At 60.0% G+C, this 21,436-nt stretch carries 25 protein-coding genes; 17 read left to right on the top strand and 8 right to left on the bottom strand.

What is annotated here, in order from left to right:
• Positions 1 to 92: 92 nt before the first annotated feature.
• Entirely contained in the window at positions 93 to 485 is a 393-nt protein-coding gene (locus ACVIGB_RS04330) for a hypothetical protein (RefSeq protein ID WP_456717964.1), read from the top strand.
• A gap of 955 nt (positions 486 to 1,440) precedes the next feature.
• On the opposite strand, the gene ACVIGB_RS04325 is transcribed toward ACVIGB_RS04330, so the two are convergent.
• Complete coding sequence (locus ACVIGB_RS04325; RefSeq protein ID WP_456717965.1) at positions 1,441 to 2,520, bottom strand: hypothetical protein; 1,080 nt, start codon at positions 2,518 to 2,520, stop codon at positions 1,441 to 1,443.
• Positions 2,521 to 2,713: 193 nt separating this feature from the next.
• Here ACVIGB_RS04325 and ACVIGB_RS04320 point away from each other — a divergent pair, with 193 nt between their 5' ends.
• Together ACVIGB_RS04320 and ACVIGB_RS04315 are read left to right on the top strand one after the other, a co-directional pair.
• Positions 2,714 to 4,387 (top strand): hypothetical protein, encoded by a 1,674-nt coding sequence (locus tag ACVIGB_RS04320; protein ID WP_456717966.1) that lies wholly within the window; start codon positions 2,714 to 2,716, stop codon positions 4,385 to 4,387.
• Positions 4,388 to 4,400: 13 nt separating this feature from the next.
• Positions 4,401 to 5,282 carry a hypothetical protein gene (locus ACVIGB_RS04315; protein ID WP_456717967.1) on the top strand — a complete coding sequence of 294 codons (882 nt, stop codon included), beginning with the start codon at positions 4,401 to 4,403 and terminating at the stop codon, positions 5,280 to 5,282.
• A 205-nt stretch (positions 5,283 to 5,487) separates the two neighbouring features.
• On the opposite strand, the gene trxA is transcribed toward ACVIGB_RS04315, so the two are convergent.
• The 3 genes from trxA to ACVIGB_RS04300 all read right to left on the bottom strand — a co-directional run bounded on the left by trxA (position 5,488) and on the right by ACVIGB_RS04300 (position 7,318).
• A complete protein-coding gene (trxA, locus tag ACVIGB_RS04310; RefSeq protein WP_456717968.1) occupies positions 5,488 to 5,811 on the bottom strand; it encodes a thioredoxin in 324 nt (107 codons plus the stop codon).
• A gap of 228 nt (positions 5,812 to 6,039) precedes the next feature.
• Positions 6,040 to 7,014, bottom strand: a complete 975-nt coding sequence (locus ACVIGB_RS04305; protein ID WP_456717969.1) for an RNA polymerase factor sigma-32 — start codon at positions 7,012 to 7,014, stop codon at positions 6,040 to 6,042.
• A 19-nt stretch (positions 7,015 to 7,033) separates the two neighbouring features.
• Positions 7,034 to 7,318 carry a hypothetical protein gene (locus ACVIGB_RS04300; RefSeq protein ID WP_456717970.1) on the bottom strand — a complete coding sequence of 95 codons (285 nt, stop codon included), beginning with the start codon at positions 7,316 to 7,318 and terminating at the stop codon, positions 7,034 to 7,036.
• A 179-nt stretch (positions 7,319 to 7,497) separates the two neighbouring features.
• Between ACVIGB_RS04300 and ACVIGB_RS04295 the strand changes: the two genes are divergently transcribed.
• The 11 genes from ACVIGB_RS04295 to ACVIGB_RS04245 all read left to right on the top strand — a co-directional run bounded on the left by ACVIGB_RS04295 (position 7,498) and on the right by ACVIGB_RS04245 (position 17,399).
• Positions 7,498 to 8,586, top strand: a complete 1,089-nt coding sequence (locus tag ACVIGB_RS04295; RefSeq protein ID WP_456749094.1) for a hypothetical protein — start codon at positions 7,498 to 7,500, stop codon at positions 8,584 to 8,586.
• Positions 8,587 to 8,703: 117 nt separating this feature from the next.
• Complete coding sequence (locus ACVIGB_RS04290; RefSeq protein WP_456749111.1) at positions 8,704 to 9,234, top strand: GcrA family cell cycle regulator; 531 nt, start codon at positions 8,704 to 8,706, stop codon at positions 9,232 to 9,234.
• A 63-nt stretch (positions 9,235 to 9,297) separates the two neighbouring features.
• The gene (locus ACVIGB_RS04285; RefSeq protein ID WP_456717973.1) at positions 9,298 to 9,672 is read left to right on the top strand and encodes a hypothetical protein; all 375 of its coding nucleotides are present in this window, start codon (positions 9,298 to 9,300) and stop codon (positions 9,670 to 9,672) included.
• Positions 9,663 to 10,172, top strand: coding sequence for a helix-turn-helix domain-containing protein (locus ACVIGB_RS04280; RefSeq protein ID WP_456717974.1), 510 nt, complete (start codon positions 9,663 to 9,665; stop codon positions 10,170 to 10,172). The genes ACVIGB_RS04285 and ACVIGB_RS04280 overlap by 10 nt, the downstream gene beginning before the upstream one ends.
• Positions 10,060 to 10,896, top strand: a complete 837-nt coding sequence (locus tag ACVIGB_RS04275) for an RNA-guided endonuclease InsQ/TnpB family protein (RefSeq protein ID WP_456749110.1) — start codon at positions 10,060 to 10,062, stop codon at positions 10,894 to 10,896. Before ACVIGB_RS04280 ends, ACVIGB_RS04275 begins: the two co-directional genes overlap by 113 nt.
• A gap of 964 nt (positions 10,897 to 11,860) precedes the next feature.
• Complete coding sequence (locus tag ACVIGB_RS04270; RefSeq protein ID WP_456717975.1) at positions 11,861 to 12,232, top strand: hypothetical protein; 372 nt, start codon at positions 11,861 to 11,863, stop codon at positions 12,230 to 12,232.
• A gap of 213 nt (positions 12,233 to 12,445) precedes the next feature.
• The gene (locus ACVIGB_RS04265) at positions 12,446 to 13,276 is read left to right on the top strand and encodes a thermonuclease family protein (protein ID WP_456717976.1); all 831 of its coding nucleotides are present in this window, start codon (positions 12,446 to 12,448) and stop codon (positions 13,274 to 13,276) included.
• Between the two features lie 456 nt (positions 13,277 to 13,732).
• A complete protein-coding gene (locus tag ACVIGB_RS04260; RefSeq protein WP_456717977.1) occupies positions 13,733 to 14,788 on the top strand; it encodes a hypothetical protein in 1,056 nt (351 codons plus the stop codon).
• Positions 14,785 to 16,170 carry a hypothetical protein gene (locus ACVIGB_RS04255; protein WP_456717978.1) on the top strand — a complete coding sequence of 462 codons (1,386 nt, stop codon included), beginning with the start codon at positions 14,785 to 14,787 and terminating at the stop codon, positions 16,168 to 16,170. The genes ACVIGB_RS04260 and ACVIGB_RS04255 overlap by 4 nt, the downstream gene beginning before the upstream one ends.
• Before the next feature lie 645 nt (positions 16,171 to 16,815).
• A complete protein-coding gene (locus ACVIGB_RS04250) occupies positions 16,816 to 17,139 on the top strand; it encodes a hypothetical protein (RefSeq protein ID WP_456717979.1) in 324 nt (107 codons plus the stop codon).
• Between the two features lie 80 nt (positions 17,140 to 17,219).
• A complete protein-coding gene (locus ACVIGB_RS04245; protein WP_456717980.1) occupies positions 17,220 to 17,399 on the top strand; it encodes a hypothetical protein in 180 nt (59 codons plus the stop codon).
• A 6-nt stretch (positions 17,400 to 17,405) separates the two neighbouring features.
• Here the strand turns inward: ACVIGB_RS04245 and ACVIGB_RS04240 are convergent, their stop codons facing one another.
• A complete protein-coding gene (locus tag ACVIGB_RS04240) occupies positions 17,406 to 17,753 on the bottom strand; it encodes a hypothetical protein (RefSeq protein ID WP_456717981.1) in 348 nt (115 codons plus the stop codon).
• Positions 17,754 to 17,979: 226 nt separating this feature from the next.
• On the opposite strand from ACVIGB_RS04240, the gene ACVIGB_RS04235 reads away from it, so the two are divergent.
• Positions 17,980 to 18,720, top strand: a complete 741-nt coding sequence (locus ACVIGB_RS04235) for a hypothetical protein (RefSeq protein WP_456717982.1) — start codon at positions 17,980 to 17,982, stop codon at positions 18,718 to 18,720.
• Between the two features lie 30 nt (positions 18,721 to 18,750).
• Here the strand turns inward: ACVIGB_RS04235 and ACVIGB_RS04230 are convergent, their stop codons facing one another.
• From ACVIGB_RS04230 to ACVIGB_RS04220, 3 genes are all read right to left on the bottom strand, one after another.
• Positions 18,751 to 19,422, bottom strand: a complete 672-nt coding sequence (locus ACVIGB_RS04230; protein ID WP_456717983.1) for a hypothetical protein — start codon at positions 19,420 to 19,422, stop codon at positions 18,751 to 18,753.
• Entirely contained in the window at positions 19,394 to 19,726 is a 333-nt protein-coding gene (locus ACVIGB_RS04225; protein WP_456717984.1) for a hypothetical protein, read from the bottom strand. The genes ACVIGB_RS04230 and ACVIGB_RS04225 overlap by 29 nt, the downstream gene beginning before the upstream one ends.
• 152 nt (positions 19,727 to 19,878) lie before the next feature.
• Positions 19,879 to 20,235, bottom strand: coding sequence for a helix-turn-helix domain-containing protein (locus ACVIGB_RS04220; protein ID WP_456717985.1), 357 nt, complete (start codon positions 20,233 to 20,235; stop codon positions 19,879 to 19,881).
• A 371-nt stretch (positions 20,236 to 20,606) separates the two neighbouring features.
• Here ACVIGB_RS04220 and ACVIGB_RS04215 point away from each other — a divergent pair, with 371 nt between their 5' ends.
• Both ACVIGB_RS04215 and ACVIGB_RS04210 read left to right on the top strand, forming a co-directional pair.
• A complete protein-coding gene (locus ACVIGB_RS04215; protein WP_456717986.1) occupies positions 20,607 to 20,750 on the top strand; it encodes a hypothetical protein in 144 nt (47 codons plus the stop codon).
• A 226-nt stretch (positions 20,751 to 20,976) separates the two neighbouring features.
• Positions 20,977 to 21,423, top strand: a complete 447-nt coding sequence (locus tag ACVIGB_RS04210) for a hypothetical protein (RefSeq protein WP_456717987.1) — start codon at positions 20,977 to 20,979, stop codon at positions 21,421 to 21,423.
• Positions 21,424 to 21,436: the final 13 nt, after the last annotated feature.

Here is a 21,436-nt window from a genome sequence, read left to right as displayed (position 1 = left end):
ATAGTGCGCAGGGTCGCAAAATCGATCTCTTGCCAACCGACGTTCTCTTTAAGCCAGGAGAACCAACCGCAATACGGTTCGTTTGACCTAAGATGATCGGCCCCTGCGGGCAGCCTCACCGGACTAATGGACGAAGAAGGGCGGCGTTCCGGGATAGTGCGCGGGGGCAGAAAATCGAATTCGTCATCGTCCACTTCGTCATCTTCCTCGGACTCAATGTCCGCCCGCAGGGCACGAACAAGCCGAATCATCGATTCTTTGAGGGTTTGACGGAGTTTTGCGAAGGCGAGGAGCGCGCTGCCATCCGCTCCAAAATCCTCTGGGGTCTTTCCCAACAAGTCCTCGATGCACTCATATTCGCCCTCACCCGGAGAAGTGACGGACATCAACAACCACAAGAGCTGGATGGCATCCTGTTTCCCGCCATCTGTTCGCGCCAGCGTGAATGCTCGGCTGATACAGTCTTGCGTGAAGCAGATCTCTGACTCGGCATAAAGCCCCGGACTATAGGGCACCGAGAGCCGCCGACGGATGGACCTAAGGAGTTCCCCCAGCACCTCGTCGCGCCCGCCGGGCAACAGAGTTGTGAGCTTCTCGGACAGGAAAAAGTTGGCCCAATTGGCCAGGAAGAACGCCGCAAAACCCTCGCGACCATTGGAGGCAAGAAACGCGTCGACGTCAGCGAACATCTTCGATCGGAGATCGGAAGGCAGTTCCGAGAGGAACGATTTCAGCTTGGAAATGCGAAGCGAGGACACAAAGAGGTTCTCTCCCAACCACTTCGCGGTCGCGAAGGACGGGCGGTTGTCATGCATCCACTGGATGATCGCCTCGATCGAGTCTCCAGGCTGAGGAGATCCGTTCTCGACGGCCGGCTCGGGCTCCGCATCGGTACTCTCAGGAGTGCGCCTGAAAAATTTACCAAAGCCGCGTTTGAGGCGGCCGATCGCTCCGCCGGTTTCGTTGGAGGAATCCTTGGACGACGCTTCCAGATCAAGGTTGCTCATGCCTTGAAATGTACCGGAATCAACGAGGCGAACAACGTTTTACTATTCCGGTCTCCAAGGATTCGATTAACTGGGTAAAACGGAGATTAACGGCCTTGAAAGGCTTGAAAGTTATACTGGGGGTATCTCGCTGGCCGACAGTGGCCGGTTCCGGCACCCAAATTCGAATTGTGCCATCGACCGCTTTTAAGTCGGCGAGCAAGTCTCGCCTTCACCACGTGGTCGACCTGGTACCGGGGGATACCTGCTCGGCCGGCCGCCACGATCGCGGGCGTGGTGGCCGATCCTGCGAAGGATGCCGCGCCTTTTCGTGATCAACCTCGATGTCCTTCGGGTCGCGGTCGTGCTCGGCTGCGGAGCCGAAAACGAGGATGCGACCGGCCAGAGGATTCTTCGCGAGCGCCTCGAGGATGCTGGATCTAATCCATCTCGTTCACCCCAACCCAGGCACGGTGGTCATCTCGTGCAAAGCAGCGAGCTCATCCTCTGTGAACTCTTCCCTTGGCTGCATGGCATTCTCGAACCATTTCGCCCGCACGCGCAGGCGCTGACAGTAATTGCGCCAACTCACCCGAAATCTGGTCCACTCGGCCGCAATCTGGTGCGGAGGGATGTCTTGATGGGACGCGACACAGCTGGCCAGCTGCTTCATGTCCGCAAGCGCCTTCTCGGCGCCAGGGCGGCTCCATGACCGGGACAGCGCGCTTGCGGAGTCCCGGAATTCGATCCAGTCGAGGACGGCTTCCTTCGGTGCTTTGTACATGAAGGCGTGCGCCGCTTCCGCGACAACGTCGATTCCGTCTGTCATCTCTGCGAGGTCGTCCCTCCGGAAAAAGGAGCCATCCAGTACTTCGACTTCTCCAATCACTTCCCGGATTTCCGCAAAGGACTTGCTGAAGCTGTGGCGATACCGGCGACGCCAGTCTTTCACGTCCTCAAGGCGATCCGCACGGAATGTCTCCCGGTGCCGCCCCCACGGCGCGATCGGCTGATGCGGGGCACCAGCTCCGAACACAAGTTTCAATGCAGGATTGGATATCTCGCCCACCCAGACCGGATCGCAGCAACGGAACCAGAGCTGTCCATCAACGATGCGCATGGAATCCGCGACCCGTTGAGCATCAGCCCGCCTGGTCTCAAGATTTGAGGACATCGACTTTCGAATTTGGGCGGAGCCGTGCGGCTCGACCATGGGCTGAAAGCCGAACTCCTTGTGCGGCACATAGGCTTCGAAGCCCTCAGCCTCCACGTCGACCTGTCCTCCGAACCAGAACGGCGATCGATAGCGCAGCCCTTGTCCCTCGGGCGCCTCCTTCAGGATACGGGTCATCGTTTCGGGCGTAACAGGTGCGAGCTCATTGTCGAGCACCGGCGCCCAGAGAGCGCCGCGATAGCCAAAAAGCAGTCGCTCCGGGTCTTCCGGCCCTGCTTCATGGGCCAAATAGCTCAGTTCACTGCCCTTCAGGCGAACCGCCGGCATAAACTCCTCGCGTCCCGCCTCGGCGACCGTCACCGATGTGCGCTCCCAAAAGGCCCGTCGCTCGGAATTCCGACACCGGGGGGCAATGATCTCCGCGATGAACGGGAACGCAACGTCAATGACTTTGGCTGCTGGCACGAGAAGTCCGCTATTTTGAAGGCGCAGTAGGACACGAATGATCCTATGAGGCCCGGCAATTGACCAGAGGGCCATGAGATGCCGCAGGGTGCGACTTAGCGAGACTGTCGTTTTTGGTTCCTGCCGTCAGCGCCAAGGATTCGTTTACCGTTGCCGATCGCACCCATACAGTGCGTCCGCAACGATCCATTTGCGGGAGCCTACATTGGCGGCCGGAACACTTCTCCAGAGATTCCTCCGTACGGGCGTGGTCCTCGAGGGTCGCGGCCGGCGGCTGGCTGCGTCGGTAGCGACGATCCTGACCGTCGGAAGCGCAATGACACCGCCGTCCGCCGCGGCCAGCCCTCGAAACGTGAATGGCCGCGCCGCGGAACAACTCGTCAAATCGATCTACGTCCAGGATTTGCCGGATCTGCCCTCCATGGGCATCCTGCACAACGCCTCATATCCCAAGGTGAAGAACTTTACTCGAGCGGACGATCCTGGACGTCCGCTCGGCAGCCCAAAAGCGGCGACCGCCGAACGATCCCATAGACCGGTGGTGGCCGACTACGCGGCCATGGTGCGGGACATTCAGGCCCAAGTGGATCGCGAATTCCCCAACCGGATCCACATCGTGGATCGCTCAAATTCGGTCACCGCGGAGCTTGACGCGATCGGTACGCTCACCGGGAAGCCCCTCAAGGAGAACGAGACCTTCATTATAGGCGGAGATCCGCATACCTCGCCGGCCTTCGGACCAAAGGCGACCGTTTGCATTGTCGTCGGTCCGCCTCCGCAGCAAAATGCTCATGACGTCGCGGTCGGTTTCGCCGAGGAGCAGCTCGGCTCACCGATCGACTTAAAGAAGGGAAGCGGCGTCACCGACGAAACCTGGCACCGCTTTGCAGTCTGGCACGAGGTCGGACATTGCCTGCTCGGCTCGAACGAAGCCAAGGCGGACGCCTTTGGCGCGATGAAGACCATCGCGGACACCAATCAGGTCAACATCCTCGATGACCTGATTGTCGTGCGCGAGCTCATGGAGCGCATCAGCACGCCGCTCGACGAGCACATCATCAGCCCGACGCTTCGCCAGCTGCCGAAGCGCTATTCGGGCAACCCTTCAGTCGATGCCGGCCGCTCCTTGCGAGAAATCGCCCAGATTGTCGACAAGCTGCAAACGCCCATCGATGCCTGGACAATCCTGTTCCGGAACAGGCTGGCAATGACACATTTCGACGGCAAACAGCGCGATTTCAACGTCGCGCAGGTCAGATTCCTCGTGCCCGTGAAAGAAGGGTTCGTGGCGACCAACTTCCACGGCTGGCTCAAGGCCTCTACCGCCCTTCCTGAAGTTGCGCGCATTGAGCAATTGATCGGCTATCTATCAGCAGATCCGGCCGCCAGAGAGGTTCCAGGACCATTCGCAGTGGATCGCGCGGCCTCCGGTAAGGCCGTCACCGCGCTTGCGGGCGCTGGCGATCCCGTCGCCAGGTGGATCGCACCTCTGTTCGGTCCGCAGCAGCCATCGACCGAGGTCCCGCTCGTCAACGACGGTCTGGTCTCCTCGAGCCAGGTCGAAGGGCGACTGATTGCCTTCGACCGGTCGTCCGCAGTGGTGAAGTACGCAAAGGATCTGCAGTCATTTCTTGTCAGGGACGCAGTAACGAACCGTCCGGTGCTGGCCGGAAATGCCAAGGACGGCGTGACGAAAGTGTTCGATCCCTCCCATGTGCTGACGCGAACCGCCGATCGGAATGCCCGATCGCCCTCGTTCTGAAAGGACCTGAGCGATGATCATGCAAAGAGCGCTTCTTTTGGTCGAGGCGGCGTCGGTTGAGGGCTTCCGTGGCCGGCTTGTCGATGATCGTCTTGCGCAAGCCGATTGGGTGACTGTCGAAGTACGCTTCGGCCGGCCGCCTAAGGAGCCAAGCATGTCGCTTCGCGACCTCTCTGGTTTCGATTCCCAAGAGAAGACTCGTCGGGAGGCGTTCTCGATGCTCTCAAAGTGCGTTCGGCCGTCCTCGTTGATCAGGCTCGACCATGCGCGCGGCGAGTTCGACGCACAAAGCAAAAGCAGCATCCTGGCTGCCTACGACGCGGTCGAGGTCTGCTCGCCTGCAGAAACTGCCCAGGTACTGGCATTGCCGCATACGCTGCCCCTTAACCCCGATGATGGCACGTCGTTCTGGCATCAGCGCGACCCGTCCGAATTCTATCGACGCGTCCGATCCCTCGTCGCGCCGGAGTGGAAGGAGGGCAAGTTCTGGTCAGGCTACCTGCGCACGCTAGAATTCGAAGGCGAATGTGCCGAAGCCGAGGCTCGGCACCAACCGAACGAAGCCCTGGTCTATGTCCTGGACTCGAAGATTGCGGTCCTGCTGCAAACCCACGGCGCGTACCTCTTCTACGCGGATGGTTCCGATTGCCAGGATGCCGGCATCCGCCATCTGCCGAGAGAGCGCGGGATCTACTATGTTACGGGTCAGCCTTGGGGCTACGGGCCCGACATAAACGGCGAGTACGATTCCGGCTTCGACGTTGCGGAGGCGGTCCCGGCAACCGCCGAGCATTTCGCGATATTCGGCGCGAGCGGCCCAGAGGCCTTCGCCGAGACGATGGCGGAATACGACGCGGAATTCGATGCCGAACAGGAAACAGTGCCGGTGCCGTAGGGCACTGATCGCGGCATCGCAGTGCCTCAGAAGTTACCGGCGACGTGGGGCCTCAGCCCGTGCGTCGTCCCGGAAACACGGACGTTGAAGCTGCGAAAGCAGCTTAAGACATTCCGGACCAGGATCGACGTGCTTCAACACCGAAATCCGAATAGCCAAAATTACCGATCGGGAATCCAAGAGTCCCGCCTTCTATGGCGGGAGATCAAGCAGCCTGCGTGATCCAGTGTTCGAGCTTATGCCGCGGTTGCGCCCCGACTTGGCGAGCAACCAGTTCGCCACCCTTGAAGATCATGAGAGTCGGAACCGACATCACACCGTATTTCGAGGCGGTGTCCGGGTTGTCGTCGACATTAACCTTTACCACCCGGACCCTGCCGGCGAGCTTCCCGGCGATCTCGTCGAGGGCCGGACCGATCATTTTGCAGGGACCACACCATTCCGCCCAGAAGTCGACAACGACCGGGATAGCGGACGCGGAAACTTCGGCATCAAAGGTGTCGTCGGTGACAGAGACAGCGTTGCTCATGGTTGAATCCTTGCCTGCATGAAAGGGCGATGGACAACAACGCTAGGAATGGTAAGGGCAACGGTCAACGACCCGTCGACCGGTCATCCCCGCTTCACTCAAGCAATGCCGCTGCGAGCCGCCGCACGCTCGACTTCGACTTGGCTTCCCGAGCGACCCGCCTAGTTGCGAAACCAGCGAACCAAGAAGGGGAGGGACCCCAAGATCAAGACACCGTCGAGGTCATGGTCAGTGCAGCGAGAGGGGGGCCTCGGACAGCAGACCTGACGCCAGGGCCGCTTCAATCATGTGCCGCTGGACTTTATTGATGGCGGTCACCTCGATCTGACGCACGCGCTCGCGGCTGACACCGTGCTTGGCGCCGAGTTCGTCAAGCGTAATCGGGGTCTCCTCCAGCCGACGTGACCGGAAGATGTCCAATTCTCGCGGTTTCAGCACCGCCAGCGCCTCACCGATCAGCCCAAGCCGTTTGTCAAACTCGTCGGAGCCGGAAAGTATCTCTTCGGCGGTCGGCGCATCCGAGACCAGATAGTCCTGTCGCTCGGCCGAGCCATCGCTGTCACTCTGGTCGTTCACTGGTTCATTGAGAGACCCGACGCCCTTGAGCCGAACGTCCATCTCCATGACTTCCTTGACCGGAGCGGCAAGCGCACGCGCGACGCGTTCGGCGTCAGTGTCGGAGAGCCAAGGACTGTTGATGCCGAGCTTGCGCTTCACCGCCTTCAATTTGAAGAAAAGCTTCTTCTGCTCGGCAGTCGTTCCGATTTTGACCATCGAAGAGAAGCGAACCACGAATTCACCGATCGCGGCGCGAATCCACCACATTGCGGCCGTCGACAAGCGGTTCCCGCGCTCGGGTTCAAACTTCTCCACGGCTCGGATCAATCCAAGGTTCCCCTCCGAAACCAGATCCGCAAGAGGCAGTCCATAGCCACGAAAACCCCTGGCGATTCTAATCACATAGCGCAGGTAGGCATGAACCAGGATGTCGAAGGCCTTGCGGTCGCCGGTCGTCCGAAAGCGGCGGGCGAGCTCGAACTCTTCTTCCTGTTCCAGGACAGGCATGGCCTGGGCCTGCCGCACGAAAACGTCGAAGGATTCGTCTACGCCGTAGTTGGCGGCACTGAGAGTGGTCAAAGTCATGGTTCCATTAATACGCTCAAAGCCGGCAAGTCGCACGAGGTTCCAGCCCGGAATGGTCAATGAGAGGTGGATTCTCTGTCTACAAGCCGGGCGCGGCGAAAAGGTCGGGCTGCTCTGGCAGCAGGCTATTACGAATCTCGATGTGCCATGCCGTCTCCAACCGCGCAAGGATTGCCGGGTCGGTGCCCCGATATCCCGACATGGCAGAGGGAAAATCCTGCGGAGCCTCAAAAACCAGCCAGACGTCGTTTGACGTCGGCTCACTGAGCTTCTGTTCCAGGGAGGCGGCCGCTGCCGCGTGATCATGGGCGTGGATATCTCCCTGAATCCAGGGACCATTTGGATTAACGACAAGGAAACGCATGATGAAAGTTCCAAGGATTCGAGACCGACAGCAAAGAGGCTCCCGTGGCAAACGGCAAGCCGTGCAAAACATGATCAGAGCGATGGACTGAACGCGCGCGGTCGCGGCATGATTCTACGTTGGATGGAGCCAACGACGTGATACCGAAGCAATGCAGCGCCTGTTACCGGAAGGCTAATGTGGTTACCGCGGTTTACGCGGACATCTCACATGACCCCGCCGGCACGCGCGTTCAGCGTTTCCTGGATCTGCAGTTCAGGAGGGCAAGGCTGCCCTCAGCGATCGATCCGAGATCAGTCGCCAGGCTCCGCTCCGGACCGGCCTTCCAAGGGACGATAGCGTTCCGGGATGCCCAATGGCATCTGTTCGACAGTGATGTGCGGGTGCGCGATTATCTGTCGGTTTCCGAGATGAGAGACCGTTTCTTTCCGGTCGGTGACGACCCGTTCCGATACGGGGCCTTCCAGAGCGATGAGATCGAGGTCGTTGCGGGTTCAGCGAAGATCGAATGGCGAAGCTTTCTGGCCGACCGCGCCCGGACCGACCGGCTTGGTTCGGTCCTGGCCTTCGGCAGTGACCCGCTTTTCGTTCAAGCTATCGAGCTGACCTATTCGGCCAGTCCGCAGGCGGCCGCGCACCTGGTTCATCTCAAGCAGGCGTGCCGGTATCTGCGGAAGCGGCTGGATCTTGATGATGCTGCCCGGATTGACCTGACGCTCTGCGAGGAGATTATCGGCTCCACACCAAAATACGCCGACGGGACAACAGCGATGGCGGCCTTCACGGATGGAGCCTCGGCACTCGCGGGCATTGCCGCTCATGGCGGCGTAATCTGGGAAGTGGTCAGCGCAGGGATCCCGTTGTCGTGCTTCCTGGATCCGACCAACCCGGATGAGCGCGATACCTTCCTGGCAGTCCGGGAGACGGTTCAAATGGAGCTGAGGCAGGCCGTGGTCGCACCGCCGGCGGTCGCCCGCTTCTCCGCAAACTCGACAGTCGGCGCGCGCGCCTGGGCGCTGTTGCATCGCCTACCTCCCTCGCCAGACCTGTTTGTCACCGAACCCTCCGACCTCGCGCGCTCATCCTTCCGCAGACTTGCCGACGGGATCATTGGAGCTTTCTCGGAAGCTGACGACACGATCCTGCTGGCGGCCTGGCCGGTACCGCGCTTCTCGATCGCGGCGTTAGCTCCGATGAGCGAGGTCGTTATTCGCGCGCCATCGGCGGGCGCGGTTCTGATCGCGTCCGAGCAAGGGTGCCTCTCATGAAGAGCACGTCGTGGTTAACGATCAGGCAGCACGCCGAAGGTGCATAGTCGAGTCCTTGGCTGTGAAGCACTCGCGCACGAATTTCATTTACGAAAAGATGTGTTTTCGCTCGACACCATGACTTGCTTCGTGCGAGGCCGATTCAGCTCATCAAGTATCGAAAGCGGAGTTATGGAACACGTCGAGGGCTGGTCGGATGACCGCGCGGAATTGGCCAAGCGACTTTTTCTCAATGGGTCGACCGGCTCGGAGATCGCCGCAGAACTTGGCGGTGGTCTCACTCGCAGTGCCGTGATGGGCAAGCTCGCTCGCATGGGGGTCAAGCGCCCTCGTGTTGAAGAGACGATGGTCGAGGCCAAGAAGCGGACCCCCGTCCCAAAACCACCCCGGTCGCCGAAGCCCGCTCGTCCGGATGCCCCAGCCCAACAGATCAGTTCGGCTGCGGCTGCATCGCGTCCTGTAGCAATCGGCGAGCGAGGGCTCATTCGCGCCGTAGAGACTGCCGGAAAAAACACCTGCAAAGCTCCGATCGGAGATCCGGCCCTGGACGACTTTCAGTTTTGTGGTCAGCCGTGCGAAGGACCTTACTGTTCCTTCCACGGCTCGCATTTCATGCAGATACCTTTGAGGCGCCATCGAGCGGCATGAGGTGGATGCATTGGAGGAGATGATGACAGGCTACGAGATGCCCCGCTTGTTCCTGAATCGGGCATGGTTCAGGGCAACAAAGCGATTCTGATAGCGGAAGCCCCCGGAATCGCGCCGGTCGAGAAATGTGGCCACTATCCTACGCCGCCGAGGATGGTGCGATTGTTGCAACAGCCGTTCGAGATGGCACCAGGGACGACTGAACCGGTAATGACTGGAGATCTTGCTGCCACGGCCAGGATCGATGAAGTCGTCTTGCTAGTGGGTAAGCTGGCAGAAGGATCGCGAGCGCCCGAAACGCGGTTGATCGATGGTGAAGTTCACCTCGCAAAGAGCGGCTATTCGTCGGTGTTGGAACGAGTCCTTGACGAGCGGTCGCCGGCCGGGCATGGTCACCCAGGGGAACACAACGAGAACGCGCTGACTGAATGTTTCTGACCTACCGCATCAAGCTGGCGCCGACCCGCGGCCAATACGCCGTTCTCGCCGGGCTCTGCGAGGCGCAGCGCCAGCTGTACAATGCCGCGCTGCAGGAGCGCCGCGACGCCTGGGCGAAGCGGAAGGTCTCGATCTCGAGGTTCGACCAGTGCAAGTCCTTGACGCAGATCCGGTCGTTCGACCCGGACTACGGCGACGTCCCCGCGAACCTGTCGCGGTGGACGCTGGGGCGCGTCGACGACGCGATGAAGGGGTTCTTCGGACGCGTGAAGCGCGGCCAGAAGGTCGGCTTCCCTCGCTTCCGGAGCAGGAGCCGCTGGGACTGTTTTGGCTTTGCCGAGTGGGCTGGGATCCGGCTCCAGGGAAACAAGCTGCTGGTTCAAGCCGCTGGCGGGCGGTCTGCGCCTGCGGCCGCATCGGGAGCTCCCGCCGGACGCGTCGATCAAGACCGCGGCGTTCTCGCGAAAGGGCCGGCACTGGTACGTTTGCCTGGTGGTTGATGTCCCCGCCGCCGCCGTTCATGCCCGGCCGGAGACGGCCGTCGGGCTTGACGTCGGCATCGAGCATCTCGTGACGACGAGCGAGGGCCGGCATATCGAGAACGTGCGTCCGCGGTCTCGCCGCGAGCGCGACCTGCGTATCGCGCAGCGCGCGCAGGCGCGCTGCAAGCGCGGCTCGAGGCGCCGCGCCAAGGTCCGAGAGCGTGTCAGGAAGATACAGCGCGACATCGGCAACGTCCGCTCCAACCACCTGCACCAGGTGTCGGCCGATCTGGCCAGGCGTTACGCGCTGATCGGCGTCGAAGAGCTTCGCTTGAAGAACCTGACCGGTTCGGCGCGAGGGAGCGCCGGCGAGCCGGGGAAGAACGTCCGGCAGAAAGCCGGGTTGAACCGGGCGATGCTGGACGCATCGCCCGCGCGTCTGATCGAACTGTTGACCTACAAGGCTGCAAGAGCCGGTGGGACGGTGGTGAAGATCGATCCACGCAACACCTCGCGGGACTGCTCGTCCTGCGGCGCCGCGGTGGAGAAGACGCTGGCGGAGCGCCGCCATCGCTGTGGCTGCGGTGCCGACCTGCACCGCGATCACAATGCGGCGCTGAACATACTGGATCGTGCCTTGCGGCACGACGGGCGGGGCAAGCCGCCCGGGGACGCCAACGTGGGGCCTCAGCCCGTGCGTCGTCCCGGAACCACGGACGTTGAAGCTGCAAAAGCAGCTTAAGACATTCCGGACCAGGATCGACGTGCTTCAACACCGAAATCCGAATAGCCCAAAGAGCTTTCGGGACCTCATCGATCAGATCGCCGATGCGTTGGCTGCTGTGCGGGCCAAAGCTCCGGGCCGGGTGATACCGGAGCTTGAGCCGGTAGAGCGCTTGCTGCAGAAGGTGCACGACCACGGGACGATGCGTACGAGCGAGATCATCGTGATGTCGCCCAAGGAATCCTGTCGATTGGCCCAAAAATCCTCTCCAGGATCAGCCAGGTTGGCTCGCAAAACGGCCTGCCCCATTGGTTGGGGCAGATCACGGCCTAGACGTCGAGGTAGGCGAGTTCTTCCGGAATAGCCAGGCGGCCGCACCACGCCAGCAGCGCGATGCGAGTATCCTCGGGCGTCGGTTCGACAGTTCCTCGACACGCCCAGTTCAAGAACGCAAGCCATCCCGATCCGCGGGGGGGCGGCGATCCTCGCTCTGCAAATGGATCGATGGGGCCGGCCGCCGGCGGCCGAGCTGCTTGGGCTGCGGCCCGTTGAACGATCGCGGAGCGGGTGGCCGTCGCCGCCCGAAGTGCGACGAGACCATCTCGAGATGCCGGCGTTGCCGCAGGATTTCTTGCCGCCGACTGGGGCAGACGAGCCTGAGCAGGAGAAGGCGGACGTGCTGGAGCGGCCGGCGGCCGGCGCGGTGGAGAAGCCGCGGGCCGCGGAGATGATTGGGCGGAAGAGGAAACCGCGGAATACAGCGTCATCTGTTCGCTGCCCGGTACCGACAATCCGGCTCGGCGCCTGATCTCGGCCAGACCAGCGAGCCCTGAAGGTCGCTCAGGATATGAATTGTCGGAATTATCGAACATGTCTCGTGCTGTTCCCACCGCTGTTCTGCCGGAACACTTTCTCTCGTTAGCAGTTTGTCAAGGATTAGGTTAACCTTTGGTCAAGCAGCCGAAAACCCGGAAAGGCCAGCATGCAAGAGTTCGATCACTCTAGCGGAGAGCAAAACGGAACGAAAGCGGTCGAACCGGCAATTGGTCCGAAGGTGTCCGGTTTCCTCGAAAATGGCTTCGCCACGGTGCTTGTTGCCGTGATTGCATGGTGCGTCAGCGCGTTCATATCCGAAGGCGGCGTCGGGCTCGATATCGCATCGTCCCTCATCGATGCCGCGTTTCGAATCTCCTGCCTGTTGATCGTGATCCAGGGAATTTCGGAAATCATTGGTCGCGAAAAAGTGCTGCTCCGAGCCGATTGGCAGCGCTTTGGCGGCATGGCCACGGGCATTGCGATGATGGCGTGTGCCGGTGCGGTCATGAGCACTTTGGTTCCAGTGATTCTTGGTTAACTGCGTCTTGAGGGCGGAGCATCGCCGTGAGGCTCGGCAGCTCGGGGCGGATCGAGCATACCTGGCGGCCGTCACGGCCTAGTTTCGCTGCCGAGTGACGATAGCGGTCGGCTGAGCGCCACAACGGAGTTGTGGCAGACAGTAGACGAGTCCTTGCGCTGGCACAGGTTTCAGGAAATTGTCGTGAGATAGGGAAATTCGGGGGATTGTCCGATGAAGCTTACCGTTGCCGTCGCGATCGTTGTCGCATCGGCCGCTGCTGCCTGGTCGGCGCCGGCGTCCGCGCAGGGTTATTACGTCCAGCCGAATGGCTATTATTATCCGAATCAGTATCAGTACCCGGTCGCCAATCCGGGATACGTCTCCACCTATCCAAACTACGGCTACGGGCAACCGGTTCAAAACGGAGCGGTCCCGCAGTTCACGGTTCCTGGATCCGCAACTGCGGTTGCTCCGATCGGACCGCCTGTGGGATCGACCGTTCCGCTCGGTCAACAGACCAATATCCAGCAACCGGCGAATGCCATGCGGCAAGATACGTCTCAGCAGGCGGTGAGGCCGCCGGGCGCCGGGAGTGCCGGGACCGCAGCGAGCACGACCCAGAAGGATCCGCGGGGAATGGCAATAGAAGGGACCGCCAGGGTGATCGACGGCGACACGTTCATGGTCGATCAGCAGATGGTGACGCTTTACGGCGCGGACGCACCGGAAATGGATCAGCTTTGCCACAGCCAGGTTACGAGTTGGCGCTGCGGTGCCCGGGCGAAGGAGGAACTGGCGAAGCTTGTCGAGGGCCGGCTGGTGTCCTGCGTCGGTCAACGACAGGCCGGCGATGCTATTGCCGCTCAATGCTCGGTTCCGACCGGTGATGTGGCCGAACAGATGGTGCGCTCCGGCTTTGCCGTCGTCCCTTGGGAGTTGGTGAAAACGTACCTGCCGGCGCAGGAAATGGCGAAGGGTGCCGGTCGAGGGGTTTGGGCCGGTGAGTTTGAGTGGCCGTGGGAATTCCGTAGCCGATCGCAGATGGTCAAGTTGACCCGATAATGCCGACGAAAATCCCGAAACAGAAGCCCTGGCCGATGCCGGGGCTTTTTGCATTTGAATTCACGTGCCGGCCCAAGGACTCGAATAACCGCCCTTGATCCGGAAAGTCATGTTTTTGTCAAGAACCTTGAGCGGTAGACGTGTCCCGGAATGTGAAAAATAGGGAGAAGTGGCGTTTCGATGAATTCCGGATGGGAGCAATGGCTCGGTAAATTCTCGCTCCGGCGGCGTCTCCGGAGGGCTCCTTTTATAGATTCAGGAGATTCGCGTAGCGTGCTAAATAATTGAGAAGTGAACGGTTTTAGAAACGTGAATTGTGACTACTGCTCAGGATTCGACGTCTACTGCTCAAGGCTCTTCCGACACAGGCTCAAAAAATGTCGTTTAAAGCATCGACTACTGCTCTTGAGATGAGCAGTAGTCTGAGTAATAGACGTGGTTATTGGAGCAGTAGACATGACCGATAACGAATCCTTCGAGTTTGAGGCCGACAACTACGGCAGAGTGAAGAAAGCGAACAGCGTCATCATGCACCGCGCGCTCGGTGATATGCAGGCGACCGACGAGAAACTGTTCAATTACCTGCTAAATCGAGCTTACAACCGGCTTCACGATCGTGATCCCATTCATCGGATTCCGATGGCTGATGCCGTCGAGTTCCTGAAGGTCCCTGTCATTGCGATCAACGAGTCCTTGCGTCGGCTCGGTGAAGTCCACATTGAGATCGATTACGAGGACACCGCATCCGGCGAGAAGCGCATGATGCTGGTGCACTTCCTGTCGTTCGATTCCACCACGTCGAGCAACGGCATCCTTGAATGGGCCTTCGATCCGATGCTCAACGAGCTGCTGAAGGAGCCCCGGATCTACGCGATCCTGAATCTGAAGACGATCAGGAAGTTCAAGACGCTGGCCGGCGAGCGCCTGTATGAGAAGATGATGGTGCAGAACGCCTTGACGCTGAACAAGACGTGGCGTGTGAGTGTTCCGGACTTCTTCAAATTCTGCAATCAATTCAACGATGAAGCTAGGTTCACCAATTTCCGGAATCGGATCATCATTCCGGCTGTCGACGAGGTCAACGAGTTTGCGCCGTTCTCGGTGGAGGTCGGGTACATCCGCGACGCAGGCCGAGGACGCAAGGTCCAATGGCTTGAATTCACCCCGGTTGCCAAGAGCGCGCAGGATCTGATCGCACCGAAAAGGGCGTCGGTGCGCAAGGTGGCGCGGGACAAGAGATCGATCGATCTGTTCGATAACCGGACCGACGAAGAGCGAGGCTCGAGCCTGGTGGTGTCGGAGCAAGCCTTTGAGGCGGCGCAGGGAATGATCGAGGGGACGGACCTTGATCTAGCCAGAATTAACAATGAATTCAGGGAGTTCGCTCAGACGCGGGTAATCAGGGACATCGACCAGCAGTTCTTGAACTTCGTGCAGACCCGCATCGACAAGGCTCAGGTTCCAGAGTTCGCCACGGTTAGCGACGACATCATCGGGGAATATCTCAAATGAGCACGGGTGATAGGGTCGATATCCAGGAAAAGGTCAGGATCGCGCGGGAGAGCAGTCAGCGCCTGATGCGCGAGATCGCGACTGATCGCGAGCAGTTTGCGTTGCAAGAGCCCGAGAAAACGTTCGCGGAAGCGGTGATCGTGCTTGCGCGCGGCAAGCAGGATAAGGGCCTGGAAGCCGCCAAGCTGTATTATTCGGAGTGGGTATCCGACGTGCACTTCCTCCCTCAGGAAGCGTTGGGGGCCATCAGAAGAGGCCCGGACAAGGCCTTTTTAAGCTGGTTGGAGCGGCGGGTCGGGGGAATTTACTGGCTGTCGGAGAGGGCAAAATCCTGGGTCATACGGACGTATCCGCAGGACGCCCTGGCGCTCCAGGAGCATATTTGGAAGTCGGAGCTCCTATGGGCGTTCAGGCAGCGCCGGCCGGGCCAGGACGGGTTCAATGCCGATCGCACGTGGTTGTTGGCCGCGATGTGGTACCGGGCGGCCGCCAAGGACTCGACCACCTGGTTCAAGAAGATAGCAACCCGGCACTATGAACGCGTGACGGAAGATCCTGCCTATCTGCAGTCCGAGCAGCGTCGCATGGTGTACTACGAGATCTTGAGTGCAGATCCGCTGCCGAAGTGGCGTCCCTTGTGGCTCGACCTCGCCGTGGAAGAATTCGGGCCGCGGGTCGAGGACATTTCGGCGGAACGCCTTGAGGCCGCCCGCCAGCAGGTCGAACGCGATCACGAAGCTCAGTTCGGACGCGAGGTCCACGGGCGTCTCGCGGCGATGTTTTGGTCGATGCGCACCGCGGTCATGCCGTCGATGGTCGACGTCGCGATCGAGGCCGGTTGGGGGCCTCAGACCCTGGTGGAAGCTGAGCGCGAGTTTGTCCAAAAGCTCCTCGAGCAGCGGGTCGAGATCATCGATCGCGGCGGCTACGGGTATCGGGAATTCGCAAGCTGGATCAGGGCGAACAAGAAATTCCGCGCCAAGCCCCCTTTGCGTAAAGTGCAGAAGGAAAGAGAAAGAGAATTCAATAGGTTGTCGGACCGAAAAGTGGAGTGGCTGTCTACCCGACTGCCTCAGGATTACAGGGATGCCTACGGCGAATCGTTCGGTCTGCGGCGGGAATGGCGCGAAAGCTATGGCGAGGGCGGCGAGTTTCCGGAGACGGAAATGGACCGTTTCGAGGAGGCTAAACGTCTCGGAGATCTGCTTGCGAACGCCGCGCCGGGGCGGGAACGGCCGGGCGACGTGGCCGCCGATCGCATCGAGCACCCGCTGCGGATCCACTACGCCTGGTTTCTGGTCAATCGGAAGGTATTGGAACGCAAATCCTTGGCAGGCGGGACGCCCCGGGATAAGGGGGTCGAGAGCCCAAAAGGGCAGTAGATTGCGATTTGGGAATCATACGGGAAGGCCGACGGCGTCGGTCTTCGGCTTCGGAACAGAAAGAGCGGGTCGTTCGGCCCGCTTTTTTCATTTTGAGCACCATTCGCGGGAGGCGAAGTGGGAAGCTCTCGGATGCGATGGCGGAAAGGGGCATGCTAATCATTGGTGCATAGAGAATAGGGGCGGGGGCGCGCCTATTGGATAGACCTTCAAATGAGTCCGCCGGCGCGCCGATTTGATGGGTGAGGTCTTGGGTCCGCGGGAAAAAGCGAGAAAGGGCGAAGCTTTGTAGGTGGTTGGGAGAAGAGTCCGGGGGCGCACCTATTCTGGTTGGGTGAGGAGAAATGAGTCTGAGGCTGAGCGCAGTGAATGCTGAGGTAGATGAGTCCGTGAGCGCACCTAATTGGAGTGATCGAAGAGAGAGTCTGGAGACGCGCCTATTTGCGAGAGAAATGAGTCCGAGATCGAACCTTGCACGTTAGTTGCGCGTCGCTTGAGCTGCCGAGTGCCCAGGATGGTCGTGAGCGCCTGTCGGTTGGCTTGGATGGAATGGGAAGTATTTCGCGAATTGATTCCCGACCGGCCTTCGTCCTTGCCGAGTGTGCCCATAGGATCTGTCACTTGTTGGGGATGGCGAGGTCCTGGATGGACGACCGATGGAACGTACGTGACAGCACGGACATGGACGAACTGCGCGCCGATCTGCTGGGCTGCCCTCTGAAGGCGGTCTCGGCGGTGATCGCCGAGTTCTCCGGTGATCCGGTCGCCCGGTTAGGCGTGAAGGTGCTGCAGGGCCCGCTTGAGATACGAGCGGACCGGAAACTTCAGCTCTGGCGGGAGTTTCTCTTCAACGTCATCCCGAGCGACGGCCGACAGCCTCATGCTCCGACGGTCAGGAAGCTACTGGTCGCCGCCGAACAGAATGGTTGGAGTGATCCTCGTTCAACTGCACCCGCGGCGGTGACGTGACGGCCTTTGGGACTTTCAGGTCTCGCGCATATAGCTGGAAACACTGAACTTTAATCTAATCCTTCGTCACGCTGAAGAAGATGCACAAGGTCTGCAACATACGCGATCCCAATCTTTGGGCGAACACGCCCCCGGAGGAAATCTGGGCGCGTTATTGCCGCATGATGGATCGTCTGGTGACGCTGGAGTTCCAGCAGGGCAGGCCGCGCGGGGTGACGCCGAGCGAGCCGGTCTATAAGGACGAGCCGGCGAACAAATAGGTCTCTCTATTTGGGTTCGCCGGCCGGCGCCTTTACCGTTGTTGAATTGCGGCGTCTCCGCGCTGCGGCAAATTCCACCACAATCTGTCGTTTCCGGCCTTTCCGCACGGACTGCCGCACCTCGGTGGTCTGAGGGTTCGGGCGTGAGGGTTCAGGCTTGATGCCGGGAAGGGGCCGGGTGCGTCGGGCAGGCTTGGTCGGTGGCCCGCGCCTCTTCTTCTTGAATTGCTTGCCGGGCTTCTTTTTCTTGCCGTTCGGTTTCTTGGCCCATTTCGGCTCCTTGAACCCGAACCAGGAGGTGTCTCGACGGCTGATAACTGTGTGTCCGCCCTGATAATGACCGCGCCTGCTCACCGCTTGCTCCGCATCAATTTGCCGAACTGTCCAATCAGTTCATGCCGGTCAATCGGGGATGGAGACAATCCGACGTTTGTCGTCCAGGCAGGAGATTCGAGGCTCGACACCTCTACCAAAGTACCGCGAATGGTCTTCGTAGGTGTACCCACGCTGAGTGCACCACGCGATCCGTGTCTCCCTCTGGAGATAGAGCCCGACCGCGAGCACGCTGAGCACGATGGCCATGAACAGGCTCGATCCAACGAGGAGGAGCCTGGTGTTGTTGATCGCCATCATGTTTGTCCTTGGGCGCGCGATCGATCTTAGTCGTTATAAGACTTCTCTCAGCGGAAAGGGCTGTCTGCCGATCCTAGTAGTTAACGGCGACGCCTTCGAGGTTGGCGCCGGTTTCCGTCTTGCCGGCCGGATTCCTATGGTAGCGGAAAGCGCAACAAAGGGAGCCACGACGATGGCCTATACCGACGAGAAGTGGTTCACCTATTTTCATGCCAAGCAGGGCAATCCGCGGGGATCCAAGGATCGTGCGACCGTTCAGGATACGAACGGTGCGGTGATTCTGGAAATCAGTCCCGCATCGCCTCATTATCGGCCCCGGCCCCAGACGGCGCAGTTGCTCGCCGACTTCGAAGACAATGTGCGGCTCGCGGGCGCGGCACGCGAGATGTTCGTTTCGCTGCGCCAGTTGCTGCAGGCGGCTATCGACGCCGGCATCCCTGTGGATGCTGCGGTCATCCGGAATGCGCAGGCTGCGATCGAGATGGCCGCGCCGCAAAAATTTGAGGCGCGCCACGACGGCGTCGTCAAATACACCGGCACCCACAATGAGTGCTTTGGCTACATCCACAACTCGCAGGGGCAGTCCTTTGACTACGCGGTCAAGCACGGCGGCTGGAGCATAGAGCGCGCGGCTGATCTCGCGCCAGCCGCAGACGAGGCTCCTGGCTCAGGTCTGGCGTTGCCGTAACATCCACCGAGCCGCACACTTCAAACGGCCTCAAGGAAACGACATACCGTGGCTGGGATCGGTCTCATTCTTGGGGATCAAATTTCGAATCTCCCCGAGGGCCTCCAAGGCAATTTCGCAGGATCTGTCGATGAATTCGTCGCCCCGCGGGGTTGAGTTGATCACCTGTCTCATTTCCGATTGATACTTGGGCTTCATAAGGTCCAACCGGTTCAGCGCGGATGCCACGACATGCTGCGTGATTGCCGGACATTGCGCAATTTCGACCAGGGCCGAATGATCGTGCAAATAGATCGCGGCAAGATCGAAGGCGTCGCGCGCCGTGTATGTCGAAGCTCGATAGACCAACTTTTTCGTCGCGACTTCTGCAGACCGCTCCGCAGCAATGGAACGGTTTCCAAATTTCAGCTGATACGTGGGATTGTCGATGTACGATGGGGCGTTCATAAAATAGATCTCGCCAACGTCGTTCAGGATGAGTTTCAGGTACTTGCCTGGCCATTGCCACGTATCGCAAAGCGACTTCGTGACCCGGTTCGTATTCGGCGCGAGGTTCTTCAAGACGACGCTCGAATCCAGGAAGAAATCGACGCCGTAACTGATCCGATGGCCAAGGAGCTGCTCCAACGCGGTGCCGCCGCCGAACGTCCACGGTCCGGGGCCGCCATCCAGGCTATCGAGCGCGATTAGCGCTTTCTTCATGAGGTCTTCCCACCTCGAAGGAAGCCATCTCCCTGATCCATCTTTCATTCTCGGACTCCGTGACCTGCCAAGTGTCGATTGCTTTCAACAGATCGTTGAACGTCACGAAATGATCGATGACGAGATTGTGGAGGACGGAAACATCGACCTCATCGAACAATGCCTGAACGTACACTCGCCATTTTCGCTCGGAGATCTCCCCTCTCAGACATGCCAGCAGAGTACGTTCGTCGATGCGGATCGGCATCGGCGTATTGATCGTGGTCACGGCTGCAGTCAGGTTCTCCGACGCACTTTCCAACATCTTCCAGGCACCTCGTTCCGACGCTTTTACCTACGCGCAACAGGATGATATGGCGCAAACCACGAATATGGTGCTTTTCTGAGTAAGGCTCAATCGGCGGTCACGTTACATCGTTAACTACATCCGAGGCTCGGCCCGAACGCATGCCGGCTTTAGGGGCTGTGGGCTTCGATGACCTCGATCGTGCCCTGCGACCAGTCCGGCTGGTCTTCCAGCACGACGGAAACCCCAACGCCCAGTCGCGTCAGGAAGCGGTAGAGCCGCTCGACGCTGTAGGTCTCGGTGCGTCCGTTGCAGAGTTCAGAGACTTTCGATTGCGCGAGGCCCATGACTTCGCCGGCCTGGACCTGGGTAAGGTCCCGCTTTTCGATGACGTCGGCGATCTTGGCGACCAGCTTGGCCTTGAGTAGCTCCTCTTCGTCGTTGGGCAGGCCGAGATCGGCAAACACGTTGCCCGAGCCGACCTTGCCGAGTGGAGACGGCGTGCTGCGCTTGCTATTTCGGTTCATGTTGCTTCTTCCGTTTCTCATCGATGATCCGCTGCCGGATCGCATGCTGTTCGAGCAGTGCCGCAATGAAGGCCTTTGCCGTAGGTGCGACGCGATGAAGTCCTCGGTGTCGACGCGGAAAATGAGCGCTTTGTCGTTATCCGCCAAGATTATACCATTTTTGGGATAGTTTCAAGTCCAGTGAAGTTTGAAGGCAAGGCCGGCTGCCCGGCGGTAGAACCTGGCCCGGACCTTGACCGGTTCGGCGCCGTGTAGCTGGCGAGGTGCTGGCGTACGCGATCGCGGGTGCGGCATCAGCGCCGCAACGCGGCGTACCGACAGGCCGGCCTCTGGTCCCCGGGCCGTATATCCAGCAGCTGTTGGACATTGACGTGGACCGCCATGTAGCCGCGGGCGCTGGGCAGCCGCATGACCTCAATCCGATCATCGAGGATCAGCTGAAGGACCTCCGCGGCCGGGCAGCGCGCCCGGCGGGCAGCGACTATGCCGAAACCGCGGGAATTCTTCTTGTGTGAACTACACGCTGCCCGTTGTCATTTCCGTCTAGTAATCGAATCCTTGAAAAAGATTGACCGCGATTCAATTATGCTCCCATAGTTGAAGCGGGAACTGAGCTTCGGACTTTCGTATCTACCGGTTTGCGCTGTTTCGCTTGAGGAGGGGGTCTTCAGAGCGAGGCGCGTTTTGTCGCGTTTTGTCGGGCGGATCGCATCATTTGCGTGCGGTCGGGGGCAGGGAGCGATGGACAAGTCCACCGGTGAGAACAGGCGTCACTTCTTTTGGTGGTGCGAGACGGCCGGCCTCGTCACCAACGGGGCGATTGCGGCCGCGTTCTCTATGTCACCACAAACTGTCAAGAACTGGCGGGCGGATCTCGACCGCGCACTGAAAGCCTGGGTTTGGCTGGCGGTGGAGGGCTACGAGGCTTGTGCCCGCATCGGTCGGGAACTGCCGGGTCTTCCGGCGGTGACCGGGCTCTGGTTCCAGCGCTGGATGTCCAGGAATAGGATCGAATCCTTGGCCGCGACTGCAAAACTTCTTGGGTTAACTCGACAGGCTGTCCACAACTGGTTTGCAAGGAATCGTTTTCCAAACTGGCTGGCACTGGCATGTCTAGGATTAGAATGCCGTCGTCGAACCTTGAAAGCGACGCGATTGGGGCGTGTTGCGGGGCAGAGGCAGGCGTAGGCGGGGTATCGTG

The organism is Bradyrhizobium sp. USDA 4341, from assembly GCF_054063755.1.
This window is presented reverse-complemented; position numbering and strand designations above follow the sequence as displayed.

What these genes read in the sequence shown, in the direction of transcription:
- trxA (WP_456717968.1), bottom strand. Translation starts at nt 5,811, where the DNA reads ATGAGCAACGCTGTCTCTGTCACCGACGACACCTTTGATGCCGAAGTT.
- ACVIGB_RS04315 (WP_456717967.1), top strand. Translation starts at nt 4,401, where the DNA reads ATGATCATGCAAAGAGCGCTTCTTTTGGTCGAGGCGGCGTCGGTTGAG.
- ACVIGB_RS04270 (WP_456717975.1), top strand. Translation starts at nt 11,861, where the DNA reads ATGCAAGAGTTCGATCACTCTAGCGGAGAGCAAAACGGAACGAAAGCG.
- ACVIGB_RS04235 (WP_456717982.1), top strand. Translation starts at nt 17,980, where the DNA reads ATGAACAGGCTCGATCCAACGAGGAGGAGCCTGGTGTTGTTGATCGCC.
- ACVIGB_RS04255 (WP_456717978.1), top strand. Translation starts at nt 14,785, where the DNA reads ATGAGCACGGGTGATAGGGTCGATATCCAGGAAAAGGTCAGGATCGCG.
- ACVIGB_RS04230 (WP_456717983.1), bottom strand. Translation starts at nt 19,422, where the DNA reads ATGAAGAAAGCGCTAATCGCGCTCGATAGCCTGGATGGCGGCCCCGGA.
- ACVIGB_RS04225 (WP_456717984.1), bottom strand. Translation starts at nt 19,726, where the DNA reads ATGTTGGAAAGTGCGTCGGAGAACCTGACTGCAGCCGTGACCACGATC.
- ACVIGB_RS04260 (WP_456717977.1), top strand. Translation starts at nt 13,733, where the DNA reads ATGACCGATAACGAATCCTTCGAGTTTGAGGCCGACAACTACGGCAGA.
- ACVIGB_RS04280 (WP_456717974.1), top strand. Translation starts at nt 9,663, where the DNA reads ATGTTTCTGACCTACCGCATCAAGCTGGCGCCGACCCGCGGCCAATAC.
- ACVIGB_RS04330 (WP_456717964.1), top strand. Translation starts at nt 93, where the DNA reads ATGATCGGCCCCTGCGGGCAGCCTCACCGGACTAATGGACGAAGAAGG.
- ACVIGB_RS04290 (WP_456749111.1), top strand. Translation starts at nt 8,704, where the DNA reads ATGACTTGCTTCGTGCGAGGCCGATTCAGCTCATCAAGTATCGAAAGC.
- ACVIGB_RS04265 (WP_456717976.1), top strand. Translation starts at nt 12,446, where the DNA reads ATGAAGCTTACCGTTGCCGTCGCGATCGTTGTCGCATCGGCCGCTGCT.
- ACVIGB_RS04245 (WP_456717980.1), top strand. Translation starts at nt 17,220, where the DNA reads ATGCACAAGGTCTGCAACATACGCGATCCCAATCTTTGGGCGAACACG.
- ACVIGB_RS04285 (WP_456717973.1), top strand. Translation starts at nt 9,298, where the DNA reads ATGGTTCAGGGCAACAAAGCGATTCTGATAGCGGAAGCCCCCGGAATC.
- ACVIGB_RS04220 (WP_456717985.1), bottom strand. Translation starts at nt 20,235, where the DNA reads ATGAACCGAAATAGCAAGCGCAGCACGCCGTCTCCACTCGGCAAGGTC.
- ACVIGB_RS04250 (WP_456717979.1), top strand. Translation starts at nt 16,816, where the DNA reads ATGGACGACCGATGGAACGTACGTGACAGCACGGACATGGACGAACTG.
- ACVIGB_RS04210 (WP_456717987.1), top strand. Translation starts at nt 20,977, where the DNA reads ATGGACAAGTCCACCGGTGAGAACAGGCGTCACTTCTTTTGGTGGTGC.
- ACVIGB_RS04300 (WP_456717970.1), bottom strand. Translation starts at nt 7,318, where the DNA reads ATGCGTTTCCTTGTCGTTAATCCAAATGGTCCCTGGATTCAGGGAGAT.